Annotated in this window: 9 protein-coding genes and 1 pseudogene; 1 reads left to right on the plus strand and 9 read right to left on the minus strand. The window is 68.1% G+C overall.

Going from position 1 to position 13009, the window contains the following annotated elements; genetic code table 11:
- Positions 1–93 precede the first annotated feature (93 nt).
- From ACWGI8_RS26845 to ACWGI8_RS26860, 4 genes and pseudogenes are all read right to left on the minus strand, one after another.
- A pseudogene (locus tag ACWGI8_RS26845) lies at positions 94–312 on the minus strand (transposase); the annotation flags it as partial.
- Positions 313–384: 72 nt separating this feature from the next.
- Complete coding sequence (locus tag ACWGI8_RS26850) at positions 385–843, minus strand: hypothetical protein (protein ID WP_453664670.1); 459 nt, start codon at positions 841–843, stop codon at positions 385–387.
- A gap of 2 nt (positions 844–845) precedes the next feature.
- On the minus strand, positions 846–1313 hold the full coding sequence (locus ACWGI8_RS26855; protein ID WP_453664672.1) for a MarR family winged helix-turn-helix transcriptional regulator: 468 nt from the start codon (positions 1311–1313) through the stop codon (positions 846–848).
- Positions 1314–1482: 169 nt separating this feature from the next.
- Complete coding sequence (locus ACWGI8_RS26860) at positions 1483–2982, minus strand: acyl-CoA synthetase (protein WP_453664673.1); 1500 nt, start codon at positions 2980–2982, stop codon at positions 1483–1485.
- A gap of 145 nt (positions 2983–3127) precedes the next feature.
- On the opposite strand from ACWGI8_RS26860, the gene ACWGI8_RS26865 reads away from it, so the two are divergent.
- Positions 3128–5488 (plus strand): penicillin acylase family protein, encoded by a 2361-nt coding sequence (locus ACWGI8_RS26865; protein WP_453664674.1) that lies wholly within the window; start codon positions 3128–3130, stop codon positions 5486–5488.
- Between the two features lie 19 nt (positions 5489–5507).
- On the opposite strand, the gene ACWGI8_RS26870 is transcribed toward ACWGI8_RS26865, so the two are convergent.
- The 5 genes from ACWGI8_RS26870 to ACWGI8_RS26890 form a co-directional block, all read right to left on the minus strand.
- Positions 5508–6596: a calcium:proton antiporter gene (locus ACWGI8_RS26870; protein ID WP_453664676.1), complete on the minus strand. Its 1089-nt coding sequence runs from the start codon at positions 6594–6596 to the stop codon at positions 5508–5510.
- Between the two features lie 444 nt (positions 6597–7040).
- Positions 7041–8006 (minus strand): terpene synthase family protein, encoded by a 966-nt coding sequence (locus tag ACWGI8_RS26875; RefSeq protein WP_453664677.1) that lies wholly within the window; start codon positions 8004–8006, stop codon positions 7041–7043.
- A gap of 53 nt (positions 8007–8059) precedes the next feature.
- Positions 8060–9427, minus strand: a complete 1368-nt coding sequence (locus tag ACWGI8_RS26880; protein WP_453664679.1) for a cytochrome P450 — start codon at positions 9425–9427, stop codon at positions 8060–8062.
- Between the two features lie 47 nt (positions 9428–9474).
- A complete protein-coding gene (locus tag ACWGI8_RS26885; RefSeq protein ID WP_453664680.1) occupies positions 9475–10713 on the minus strand; it encodes a polyprenyl synthetase family protein in 1239 nt (412 codons plus the stop codon).
- Positions 10714–12244: 1531 nt separating this feature from the next.
- Positions 12245–12823, minus strand: a complete 579-nt coding sequence (locus tag ACWGI8_RS26890) for a DUF6368 family protein (RefSeq protein ID WP_453664681.1) — start codon at positions 12821–12823, stop codon at positions 12245–12247.
- Between the last annotated feature and the right edge of the window lie 186 nt (positions 12824–13009).

Here is a 13009-nt window from a genome sequence, read left to right on the forward strand (position 1 = left end):
GAATACGCCCAGTATGAGGACGACCCTCCGCCTTGCGATGCACCGCATCTGACGCCGCGCGCTGATCCACCGGGGATTACGGGACAGCCCTTAGAACACGCCGGCGTCACGCCATTGCCGGAACCGATGGGAGACGGTCGACCAGGCGCCGAACTCCCGTGGTATCTCCCACCACTGCCCGCCCGTCCTGAAACGCCAGACCACGCCCTCGAACTGCTGACGCAGCCGCTCGGGGTACGGGCCATACTCGCCGATCGACAGGTAAAGCCCGATGAACTCCCACTCTTCGTCCGTCAGTTGCACTTGCGTCACGCAAGGCGATCTACCGGATCAGGCCTTGGAGTGAAGGCAATCCCGCAAATTGATCACGACCCGATACGCGCCCTAGCCGACGGTCAGCTCGGCGTTCGCCCGCTCCGTGACGACGGCCAGTACGCGGCCCGCCGCGGCCAGGTCGTCGGCCGGGAGGTCTGCGTACAGCCGGGCGGTGATCTCACCGACGGAGGCGCGGATGGTGCGGTTCAGTGATGCTCCGGCGTCCGTGAGGCGCAGGACGGCGTCGTCGCCGGCGGCGGTCTCCAGCAGCTGGGCGGAAGTCAGTTCGGCGATCACGGCCAGGACGGCCGCCTCGTCGATCTTGAGGGTGCCGGTCATCCGGTCGATGAGCCGCGCGCGCTCGACGCCCTCGCCCGCGTCGCCTTCGCCGACCGTGGCGGTGGCGTTCAGCGCCACCGACTGCTCGAACGTGGTACCGGTGCGGGCCAGGACGCGCTCCAGGACCGCACGCGTGGCGTAGTGGGCCTGGCCGATGACCTGTCCGTTGACGGTCGGGGTGGTGGACATGACTACTCCTTGGGAGAGGCTTCGAGTGGTACGTCGAGAAGGGCGGTCAGCTCGGCGGCGAACGCCTCGGTACGCAGGCCGTCGAGGCCGCCGAGCGGCGCGAGGAGCTGGTCGAGGAGCCGCTGTACGACGTCGATCGCGCGGCCTGTGACGTCCCGCCCCGCGGGGGTGAGGGACAGCTGCACGGCCCGCGTGTCGTCGGGGTCCGGGGTGCGCTCGATCAGACCGGTGGACTCCAGGGCGCGGGCGAGCTTCGAGACGTAGAGCGGCTCGAGTCCGGTGTGGTCGGCGAGGCGGCGCTGGCTGGGGCGCTGCCCCGAGCGCTGCATGCCGAACAGGGACGCCAGCAGGGAGTACTGCGCGTGGGTCAGGCCCAGTGGTGCGACCGCGCGGTCCACCGCGACGCGCCATTTCATGGACAGGCGCCAGACCAGGAAACCGGGCGTAGGGCCCTCGGATGCCGTACTCATGGGAATTAGAGTACATGGACACTATATCCATGGCTACTATCTGGCGCCGACGGCTGCTCCTCCGATACGCGGAGCCCCGCGGAACGGGCAGAACCGGCGGAACCGGCGTAGCCCCGCGGAACCGACGAGAACGGCGGGAGCCGACGAGAGTCGACGAGGGAGTCCCGGCTCACGCGAACCGGTCGCGCAGCTCCCGCTTGAGGATCTTCCCGCTGGCGTTGCGCGGCAGTTCGTCCACGAACAGCACCCGCTTCGGGGTCTTGAAGCCGGCGAGGTTCTCGCGCGCGTGGGCCAGGATCTCTTCTTCCGTCACCTCGCCGCGCGGTACGACGACGGCGGTGATGGCCTCGATCCAGCGGGCGTCCGGCAGGCCGATGACGGCGGCCTCGGCGACCGCCGGATGTGTGTAGAGGACGTCCTCGACCTGGCGTGAAGCGACGAGCACTCCCCCGGAGTTGATGACGTCCTTCACCCGGTCGACGATCGTGTAGTAGCCCTCGCCGTCGCGGACGGCGAGGTCACCGGAGCGGAACCAGCCGCCCCGGAAGGCCGCCTCGGTCTCCTCGGGCTTGTCCCAGTACCCCTCGCACAGCTGCGGTGAGCGGTAGACGATCTCCCCCTCGGTGCCGTCCGGGACGTCCTTGCCGTCCTCGTCGACGACCTTCGCCTCGACGTGGCGGACGGGCCGCCCGCACGAGTCCATCCGCCCCTCGTGCTCCTTGGGCCCGAGCACGGTGGCCAGTGGCCCGATCTCGCTCTGCCCGAAGCAGTTGTAGAAGGCGAGCCCCGGCAGCCGCTCCCGCAGCCGCTCCAGCACGGGCACCGGCATGATCGATGCCCCGTAGTACGCCTTGCGCAGGGCACTCAGATCGCGGGTGGCGAAGTCGGGGTGGTTGGACAGCCCGATCCAGACGGTGGGCGGCGCGAAGAGGCTGTCGGCGCGGCCCGCCTCCACCAGATCGAAGAGCCGTGCGGCGTCCGGCCCGTCGAGGATGGTGTTCTCCGCGCCGACGGCGAGGTACGGCAGCAGGAACACATGCATCTGGGCGGAGTGGTAGAGCGGCAGCGAATGCACGGGCCGGTCGTCCGGCTGGAGGCCAAGGGCCTCGATCGCACTCGCGTACTCGTGCACCAGCGCCCGATGGGTCATCATCGCGCCCTTGGGCAGGGCGGTGGTTCCGGAGGTGTACAGCAGCTGTACGAGATCGCGGGCGTCGCGGTCGGTGTCGTACGGCTGCGGGTCGGCGAGCGCGGTGAGGAGCGAGTCGCCGGTGTCGCGCAGGGCCCGTACGGCGAAACCCTCGGGGACGCGGTCCGCGAGGTCCGGGTCGGCGAGGACGAGTGAACTGCCGGACTGGCGAAGGATGTACGCGAGGTCCTCGCCGGTCAGGTTGTGGTTCACGGGCACGTGGATGAACCCGGCACGCGAGCAGGCCAGGAAGGCGATCAGATAGGCGTCGGAGTTGTGTCCGTAGGTGGCGACCCGGTCGTACTGGCTCAGACCGTGATCGCTCAGTACGGCGGCCGCGGTGGTGACGGCCGCGTCGAGTTCCGCGTACGTCCAGATCCGGTCGGCGTAGCGGACCGCGGTGCGGTCGGGGGTGCGCTGGGCGCTGCGGCGCAGGACGCCGTCGACGGTGCTGCTGAGGAGACGCTCCAAGGCTGCCATGGCTGGATCCTGGGCGGCTACGGGCCAGGGGTCAAGCATCGGATACCGAACGGGATGTTGACACCGGGTAAGCCGTGCTGCGTGCATGTACCAACTGGCGTTCATCACCGTCACTTTGGGAGGCACGTTGCTCTTCCGCACCCGTATGAGACAGCTTGTTCTGGCCGGTCTCGCCCTGGTCACCGCCACCGCTTCGGTGCCGCCCGCGGCCGTCGCCGACTCTCCCGCCCGGCACCACCCCTCGGGCGGCGGGCTGTCCGCCGTCATCCGCTACACCGAGTACGGCATACCCCACATCCTCGCGAAGGACTACGCGGACCTGGGCTTCGGGACCGGCTGGGCGCAGGCGGCCGACCAGGTGTGCACCCTCGCCGACGGCTTCGTGACCGTACGCGGGGAGCGGTCACGGTACTTCGGCCCGGACGGGGCGCCGGACGGTTCGCTGTCGTCCGCGACGAGGAATCTCTCCAGCGATCTCTACTTCCGGGGTGTACGGGACGCGGGCACGGTCGAGAAGTTGCTCGCCACGCCCGCGCCGGCCGGTCCGAGCAGGCAGGTCAAGGAGCTGATGCGCGGTTGGGCGGCCGGCTACAACGCCTGGCTGAAGCAGAACCACATCACCGATCCGTCCTGCGCCGAAGCGGCATGGGTGGGTCCGGTGAGCGCGCTCGACGTGGCACGGCGCGGCTTCGCCGTATCGGTACTGGGCGGGCAGGGGCGCGCCATCGACGGCATCACGGCCGCTCAGCCACCCGGTGCCGGGGCCTCCCGGGCGGCGCCGGACCCCTCCGCGACAGCGCGTGCGGCGCACGAGCTCTTCGCCGCGGAGAGCGCCGACATGGGCTCCAACGCGGTCGCATTCAGCGGGGACACCACGGCGAACGGGCGCGGACTGCTGCTGGGCAATCCGCACTACCCGTGGCAGGGCGGCCGCCGCTTCTGGCAGTCGCAGCAGACCATCCCGGGCGAGCTGAACGTCCAGGGCGCCTCGCTGCTCGGCACGGCCGTGGTCAACATCGGCTTCAACGACAAGGTGGCCTGGAGCCACACCGTCGCGACCGGTGTCACGCTCAATCTGCATCAGCTGACGCTGGATCCGGCCGACCCGACCGCGTATCTCGTGGACGGAAAGCCTGAGCGCATGACCCTGCGGACCGTCACCGTCCCGGTCAAGGACGGTACGTCCCTCACGCGCACCCAGTGGTGGACCCGGTACGGACCGGTCGTCACCTCTCTCGGCCCGTCGCTGCCACTGCCCTGGACGGCGACGACCGCATACGCCCTGAACGACCCGAACGCGGCCAACCTCCGCGGCTCCGACACCGCGCTGGGCTTCGGCAAGGCCCGCTCCACCGACGACATCCGGCGGACCCTGCGCCGCACGCAGGGCCTTCCGTGGATCAACACCATCGCAGCGGACTCCTCCGGGCACTCCCTCTTCACCCAGTCGCAGGTGCTTCCCCGCCTCACCGACGAGCTCGTCGCACGCTGCTCCACCCCGCTCGGCAAGGTGACCTATCCGGCTTCGGGCGTGGCCGTACTCGACGGCGCGCGGTCGGACTGCGCGACGGGCAGCGACCCGGACGCGGTGCAGCCGGGGATCTTCGGACCGTCGAAGATGCCGGTGCTGCGCGACGCCCCGTACGCCGAGAACTCGAACGACAGCGCGTGGCTCGCCAACGCCGATCGGCCGCTGACCGGCTACGAGCGGGTCTTCGGCACGATCGCCACGCCCCGCTCGCTGCGCACCCGCGGCGCGGTCGAGGATGTCGCGGCGATGGCGGCGAAGGGCGGGCTGACGGTCGCGGATCTCCAGCGCCAGCAGTTCGCGAACCGTGCACCCGCCGGTGATCTGGCCGCGGCGGACGTGGTGCGGGCCTGCCCCGCGGTGCTGTCGGGCGACACCGAGGCGTGCGCGGCGCTGGCGGGCTGGGACCGCACAATGAACTCCGACAGCCGCGGCGCGCTGCTGTTCGACCGTTTCTGGCGGAAGTTCACGGGGAGGGTCCCGGCGGCCGAGCAGTGGAAGGTGCCCTTCTCCGCGGCCGACCCGGTCCGTACGCCCCACACCCTCGACACGGCCTCGCCCGGTTTCGCCAAGGCCCTGACCGACGCGGTGGCCGAGCTGCGCGCGGCGGGGACTGCACTGGACGCTCCCCTGGGCGCGAGCCAGTTCGTCGTACGCAACGGCAAGCGCATCCCGGTGCACGGCGGCACGGAGGCGCTCGGTGTCTGGAACAAGATCGAGCCGGTGTGGAACCCGGCCGGCGGCGGGTACGCGGAGGTGGCGCACGGCTCCAGCCACATCCAGGCGGTCGGCTGGGACGGCGGCCGCTGTCCGGTGGCCCGGACATTGCTCACGTACTCCCAGTCGTCGAACCCCCTGTCTGCGCACTACAGCGATCAGACACGGCTGTACGCGGACGAACGCTGGGTGACGGCGCGCTTCTGCGAGAGGGACATCCTGCGCTCGCCACAGCTGAAGGTGGTACGCGTCAGGGGCTGAAGGATCGGGATCTGAAGGATCAGGGGCTGAACGAGAGGAAGACGAAGGCGGCAAACAGCACCAGATGGACGCCGCCCTGCAGCAGAGTGGCCCGTCCGGGCACCAGGGTGAGGATGCTGACCACGGAAGTCAGCGCGAGGAGCACCATGTGGGTGGCGTCCTCACCGAGGATCAGTGTCCCAGGCAGCCATACCGAGGCGAGCGCGATCGCCGGGATCGTCAGTCCGATGCTGGCGATGGCGGACCCGTAGGCCAGGTTGAGGCTGGTCTGCATACGGTCCCGGCTCGCGGCGCGCACGGCGGCGAGGGTCTCGGGCATCAGGACCATCAGGGCGATGACGACGCCGACGACGGACTTCGGAAGCCCCGCCGACTCGACGCCGGCCTCGATGGTGGGCGAGACGAGTTTGGCGTCCCCGACGACGGCGACGAGCGCCACGAACAGCAGCGCGACGCTCCACCAGGCCTGGCGGACGGCGGGCGGCGCGGCGTGTTCGTCGGGACCGCTCTCCTGCCCGTCCCGGACGACGGGCAGGAAGTAGTCGCGGTGCCGGACCGTCTGTACGGCGACGAAGAGCGCGTACAGGCAGAGCGAGGCGATGGCGGCGAACGCCAGCTGGGCCGATGTGAACTCGGGCCCTGGCCGGCCGGTGGTGAAGGTGGGAAGCACCAGCGTCATGGTCGCGAGGGTGCAGACGGTCGCGAGTGCGCCGCCCGAGCCCTCGGCGTGGAAGACGGCGACACGGTTGCGTAGCGAGGCGACGAGCAAGGACAGTCCGACGATTCCGTTGCAGGTGATCATGACGGCGGCGAAGACGGTGTCCCTGGCGTAGGTGGAGGCCTTCGGGCCGCCGCTCGCCATCAGGGTGACGATGAGGCCGACCTCGATGACGGTCACGGCGACGGCGAGCACGAGCGAGCCGAACGGCTCACCGACCCGGTGCGCGACGACCTCGGCGTGGTGCACCGCCGCCAGGACCGCGCCCACCAGGAGCAGTCCGACGACGGTCACGGCGAAGCCCGGCAGGTGGCGTCCCCAGCCGAGCAGGAGGGCCACCGCGGCGATGACCGGCACCCAGGTGCTCCACTTCGCCATGAGCGCTGACATGCCGGTCCTCATGCGTGCCACGCTTCCAGGAGCCGCCGCGGGACGCGCGGGGTACTGCGCCGATGGAGTCGTCGCCCTCGTCGCCCGGCCCCCCGTGAGACGCGCCGGGTGGCACCGGCCGGCCCGCCGGTGCCTCTGGTGTACCTGCGCCGTCCCCATACGACGCCGCACCGCACGCCGCCCGAGGTGGAGGCCCGTGTCTGCGAGCTACGCCAGGCCCGCACCTGGGTACCGGGTACGGCTTTCGTGGTGGGTGTGGCTGCTGACAGGCCAGCAGCATCGGTCGCCCGGCGCTACGACGACTCAACCGCTGAGGGGGATATGCGAATGACAGCTTTGCGCGGACACAGTGGTTCCGCGCCGTGAGCGCCCTGTCCTGAGCTCATCAGGAGATCCGCGCTGAGACACGTAGACGCTCAGACCGGTAGAGACGGGAGTCCAAGCTCAGGTGCTATGTCCGCCGTATCGCGGGGACCTCGCGTTCCAGGAAATGAGTCCGGCGACGAATCGGTTCATCCCGTTCACGTATCGGGAGATGCTGCTGCCGGTTTCCTTGATCAGCTGGGCGGACAACTCGGCGTGTCGGTCCATAGTGGCCTCGAAGCGTTCGATCGTCAGCTGCGCGGCCTCCATCGTGGTGATGTTCCGGCTGCGAGCGATGACGCTCACGGCGTTTTCCTCTCCCTCACCGGCCAGGATCTCCTTGTGTAAGGACTGGAGATCCTGCAGGAGGATCACCCGGTCGATGTCACACGCGTGGAGGGACTGAAGGAGCGGGTTCCCGCACCCGGCGGAAAGATCGATACCGAGGCTGATCTCGATGAGGATGTGGTCGATGGCCTGCCCGATGGTGCGGCGTCGCGCCTCCAGGTATGCGTCAACGTCTCCGTAGGTTTCCGCGGCCGTGCGCCGTTCGGCGGTTTCGAGGCAGCCGTGGAAGTAGTCAAGTACCGTCCTGGTGAGGCGGTCCAGTTGCCCGGGCGGGACGTAGCCCCGTAGCCGATCCCAGATGACCTTCATCAGCGGACCGAATCGTTCTTCGTTCGTGGTGGTGAAGGCCGACTCCGCGTCCGCGATGCAAGCCTTGAGCATCCCGCGCACATCGCGGTCACCATCCGCATCGATGACATCGTCGCGCTCGACGAAGACCAGACTGATCGCCGAGAAATCCCACAACGCCTCACGGCCGCACGCCGGCCAGCACAACGCCGCACACAGCACATAGTCCGCAGCGATGATCCTCGGCTCTTCACTCTGCGGGAAGCGGCCGTGGGCGAAGATGCTGGGGTATAAGTCGCTGTTTCTCACTTCCTGGTAATGAGGACTTTCCGTGGCGCCTTCCCCTTGCGTCAGGCTGTGCCGCAGTTGTGCCAGCGACTCAAGACGCGGCTGTATCGTGGTTTTTCCCATGGTGATGACGAACTCCTTACGATGTCCTGCGTGGTCGTCGCTCTCCGCAGATGTCACGAGGACGCGAGGGGCTTGGTGATATCCCGGGCGGCAAGGCGCATGGGGAGCCGGCGCGGCGTCATCACGCTTCCGAGGGCGGGCCTGACCTTGACATTCGGCACGGGTTCCAGCTTCCACCGGGCGGCAATGGTTGCCAGGGTGATGACCGCCTCGATGATGGCGAACTTGTCACCGATGCATTTGCGTGCCCCGCTGCCGAACGCGACCATGGCATGACGGGGCGGCAGCTCGTTGCCGTTGGATGCATCCCACCTGTCGGGGTCGAAGACAGCGGGCTGAGTGAAGTGCTCAGCGCTGCGGTGAACGATGTAGGGGCTGTAGGCAATGGTGGTGCCGGCGGGAATCCGGTGCTCCCCCAAGGTGGCGTCGGCGGTCGATTTCCTCGTCAGGAACCAGCCGGGTGAGTACAGCCGCAACGTCTCCTTGATGACGCGGTCGGTGTATTCCAGCTGGGACACGTCGTCGTAGGTGGCCGTCCGACCGGCGAGGACCTGGTCGACCTCCTCATGCAACCGCCGTTGCACCTCCGGGCTTTGGCCAAGAGCGTGAAGGGCCCATGCGACAACCGTCGCTGACGATTCACCTCCGGCGAACAGGAACGAGATGACAGCGTCCGAGATCTCGTCGTTGCTGAGGCGTTGGTTGCTGCTTTCCGCATCACGGGCCGATATCAGGGCGGACAGCAGATCGCCGTGGTCGACGCCACTTTCGCGGCGGCGCGTGATGATCTCATGGGTGGTCGCGATGAGGCGTTCCTTCGCCTTGAGGAACGAGCGGTTCCCCGGCACCGGGAGCCGGGTCAACCACGCCGGCATGAACATCTGCCGGTAGAAGCCTTCGAAAACGACCGCGACATCGCTGATCATCTGCTCAAGCGTCTCGTCAGCCAAGGTGTCCGAGAAGGCGGCGGTCATGAGGATCCTGTTGGTGGCCTTCATGATCTCGCCGGGCACGTCCACGACCTGCCCGTCGCGCCAGGAGCTCACCACTTCCTCGACGTGACTGCTCATCACCTCGGCATAAGCAGGCAGCCGGGCGCTATGGAACGCAGGCTGAAGCAGCCGCCGCAGCCGCCGGTGCCCCTGGTACGGGCAGGATCCCGGACCGTTGCCCAGGACTTCGCGGACGCGGTCGAAGAGCACCCCGCCCTTGTCGAATGTGCGGTCGTCGCGGAGAACCTGCTGAGTGAGATCCGCGTCGCAGACCACGACCATTCCTATGGGGCCCACATGAATGCGTACGAGATCGCCGATAGGGGATAGAGAACCCAGGAACTTCTGCGGATCCCGAAGCAAAGGCAGGCTGTGGCCGAGCAGAGGAAGCGCCTTCGGGGCGGTCGGTACGGTGTCGATGACTGTCATACGCTCCTACTTGCGTCGGTGAAGGTGGTAACGAATCCCGGCCTGCGTCACGCGCTTCGTCGGGTGGCCGAGTCCGCCAAGTGGTGCAGGACCGGCAGGGCGCTCGGGTGGATCGGACCAGGGTCGGCCAGCAGCTTTTCGACGCTGTCCCGGTGCCGGGCGATCATGTCCTCGATACCGGCCCGGGCGCCGGTCTCGATCAGGACGGCCCGGACCTGCTCGGCCTGAGCGTCGGTGAGGTCCGCCCGGCCGAGCAGATCGCGCAGCAGGTCAGCGGAGCGCCCCGAAGCAGTACGCAAAGCGAGCGCGACGAGCGCGGTGTGTTTGCCGTCGCGCAGGTCGTCCATGCGCGATTTCCCGGTCTCGGCGGAGTCTCCGAAAGCGCCGAGCAGATCGTCACGGAGCTGGAATGCCTCGCCGAGCGGCAGCGCGTAGGCGGTCAGTTCATCGAGGAGGTCGTGGTCGGCCCCGGCGAGGACGGCGCCGATGTGCAGGGGCCGCTCGATGCTGTACTTAGAGGTCTTGTAACGCGCGATGGTCAGGGCCCGCTCGACATCATCGGTGGGAAATCCGGTGGCGGCGAGGTCAAGGTACTGCCCGTACATGATCTCCGCGCGCATCACGTCGAGCAGGGGCAGGAGACCGGCGAGCTCGGTGGGTGCGAGACCCGCGGTGTGGATGAGTTCGTCGGACCAGGTCAGCGCGAGGTCGCCGACCAGGATGGCGCCACCGACCCCGAACCGCTCGGCTGCCTTGGGACTGTCACCCGACGCCATGCGCCGGCCGGCCAGGGCTCGGTGCACGGTCGGCACTCCACGACGGATCGAGCTCTGATCCATCACGTCGTCGTGGATGAGAGCGAAGGCGTGGAACATCTCCAGCGCGGCCGCCACACGGATGACGGCCGGTGGCGGAGTCTGCTCGCCGGCAGCGGCTTGCCAACCGGTGATGCACAGAAGCGGCCGCAGTCGCTTTCCGCCTGCGGCCAGGAAGTCGGCTACGACCTCAACGAATGGGGCAGGCAAGTGCTCCCGCTCCGCAGCGGCCTCCTTCTCACGCAGGAATTCCTTCAACACGGCGTCGACGCCGGCCCGTACGCCCGCGAGGGCCGGTATCGCCTGAGGCGCGCGCCACGAGGTGTCGTCCGGCACGGGAGTTTCCCCATCGCCTTCCGCATTCCATAACCGCGTCTCCGCAGCGGGGGGATCCAGGTTCGTATAGGGCTCGTCCGGCGCGAGTACCCCGGAAGCGTCCTTGCTCGACCAGTTTTCCGCGACCTCACCCATTAACGCCAACCTTTCTTGTGGTCACTTGTGTCGAACGTAAGGATGGCAATAGCGTGGCTGGACTTCGAATGTCCCGTCATGGCTCCGCAGCCCGCGTGTCCAGCGGCAGCGCCTTCCGCCTGGAGAACGCAGCCGAACGCCGAAAGATTCACGACAGCATGCGCACCCGGTCGCCGCTTCGAGGTGTCTCAGAGATACATGGCACGGCGGGGCCGCGCTGCCACAACAAGGGTCTTGACTTGCCCCTTGGGCCCAGTCGAATCGACCGCTGGGCCTTCTTTCCAAGTGTCTGAGCGAGGGTTCAAGGTGGCACTCAAGCTGACATCAACAATGGCCGTCACGAGCTCTTCCTGCGGCTCGCCGCGGAGGGTGAATTTTCACCGGCTTTCCACGAAGACAGAAGCCCAATCGGCCGGGATTCCAATACCCTGGACTACTAGCGTCCCTGGCCGATTCTCAAGATCCACATCAACTCCGATCGTTTGGTCGAAGCTCCGACGGTTCGGGAGGGCGCGATCTGTGAGGAAGAGGATCTCTGTCCGGGAACCGGCTCGACAACGACCTGAAGGCATAGCTGAATGTCCCTGGTCAGGACAGTGCTTGACGTTTCGGGCGGGGGTCATGGTGCTGCGTGTCCATTGCACGTTGGAGGATCTCGCCCGTACCCGAGTGGCTCTGCTGGGGCCGATGGCCGAGACACAGCTGAGCTTGCAGATGTTGCAGCGGCGGGACGAGAAGGTGCTGTCGACGGGTGGCGCAAACGGACGCGTCCCCGAGTACCGCCGGATGCACGGGAGTTGGCGGCCTTCGTGGCCGGCCCACGGTGGTGGATGGTTGATCTCTTCACGCTGCTGAGGCCGGTCGCCTCGATCGAGGAGGGGCGGGAGCGCCTGCTGAGTGTGCGCCGAGCGCGTCTGCGTACCGAGCTGTCCCCTAGTTCTCGGCTGATCCGCCTCCGGCCTGCCTGGCTGCCCGACCCGGGTGCACGTGACGGTGCGGTCGAGCGGCTGGCCAACGCCCTTGCCGACTACCACGCCGAGGCCGTCGCCCCCTATTTACCAGCCACCGGCGCCGAAGTCCTCCTGATTACCCCGCGCCACGCAACGCCGCCACGGTCCGCGTCCCACACTTGCAGGCGCGGGCGGCGGAGTGTGGCCGGGGGGTGGTCGACGTCGGACCGGCCTGGGAACTTGCGGCACCGTCCGACATCTCAACGTCGGGGCGGATCACTGCGCGCGCCTCCGCCGCCACCACGCCGGCCGTGAGCGACGCCACTGGTAACACGAGTAGCAGTCGCAGCCGGTCACCGAGGCCGAGTGGTGTGGGCTTTGCATGCCGAGGGGCGACGACCACCGGCTCAGCAATCCCGGCCCACCGCGCGCCGGTCACTGCTCACCCTGGCCGATCGCGGCCAGGGGCAGCCAGGAGAAGAGCACTCGGGCCCCGAGCTCCTCCAAGGCGGCGATCTCCGGGTACCGGAGTTCGTAGCGGGGGCTGATCGAGCTGAGCCATCTGACGAGTGGCCGAGCCCCTACTTGACCAGGCGGAAGGCCGGGTGCTGTAGCCAGGCGGTCAGGAACTCCACATCACCGACGTGCCGAAACCAGCGGCTACCGCCGCCCGTGTCGTAGGAGACCTCTGTGACCGTCCCCGGCAGGGATGCCACCAGTGCCCTCGCCTTGGCGAGGTCCGCCTCGTCGCGCGTCTCGTCGCGCGGGGTGGGGTAGCCCAGGAGTCCGTCGAAGTCGACCAGCGCGCAGAGACGGCGGGCCACAGCGAGGGCCAGGTGGCCGAGCAGCAGATGGTTCTCCGGCCCCGAGCAGCCGGCGCCGAGGACCAGCCCCTGCACCGGTGGCGTCGAGAAGGCCGAGTAGTCCTCGTCCTCCGCCGGTATGCACTCGTCCTCCGACAGGAAGAAGCCGCCGGCGCTGACCGAATCGAAGTTCTGCAGCCCCAGGGGCGAAGCGTCTCGCACCCAGAAGGCCAGATCGCCGCTGGTCTCGGTCTCGACCGGCTCGCAGAAAGTCTCCAACCACGGGACCACTCCGGTCAGGACGTCCTCGATGCCGCAAGGTTCGAAGAGCCACAGCCCAACTGCTGGTCCCGACACGGTGCCTCCCGAAACGAGTGGTCCGGCGCCACACGCGACCTGGTTCTATCAGGCCCTGGAGGCACGTACCTGATCATTTACGAGACACTGCCTACTAAGGGCTGTCCCGTAATCCCCGGTGGATCAGCGCGCGGCGTCAGATGCGGTGCATCGCAAGGCGGAGGGTCGTCCTCATACTGGGCGTAT

Source organism: Streptomyces sp. NPDC054841 (assembly GCF_053611045.1).

Excerpts from the sequence above, each read along its gene's own strand:
- ACWGI8_RS26885 (WP_453664680.1), bottom strand. The coding sequence starts at position 10,713 with ATGGGTGAGGTCGCGGAAAACTGGTCGAGCAAGGACGCTTCCGGGGTA.
- ACWGI8_RS26870 (WP_453664676.1), bottom strand. The coding sequence starts at position 6,596 with ATGTCAGCGCTCATGGCGAAGTGGAGCACCTGGGTGCCGGTCATCGCC.
- ACWGI8_RS26875 (WP_453664677.1), bottom strand. The coding sequence starts at position 8,006 with ATGGGAAAAACCACGATACAGCCGCGTCTTGAGTCGCTGGCACAACTG.
- ACWGI8_RS26850 (WP_453664670.1), bottom strand. The coding sequence starts at position 843 with ATGTCCACCACCCCGACCGTCAACGGACAGGTCATCGGCCAGGCCCAC.
- ACWGI8_RS26860 (WP_453664673.1), bottom strand. The coding sequence starts at position 2,982 with ATGGCAGCCTTGGAGCGTCTCCTCAGCAGCACCGTCGACGGCGTCCTG.
- ACWGI8_RS26855 (WP_453664672.1), bottom strand. The coding sequence starts at position 1,313 with ATGAGTACGGCATCCGAGGGCCCTACGCCCGGTTTCCTGGTCTGGCGC.
- ACWGI8_RS26880 (WP_453664679.1), bottom strand. The coding sequence starts at position 9,427 with ATGACAGTCATCGACACCGTACCGACCGCCCCGAAGGCGCTTCCTCTG.
- ACWGI8_RS26865 (WP_453664674.1), top strand. The coding sequence starts at position 3,128 with ATGAGACAGCTTGTTCTGGCCGGTCTCGCCCTGGTCACCGCCACCGCT.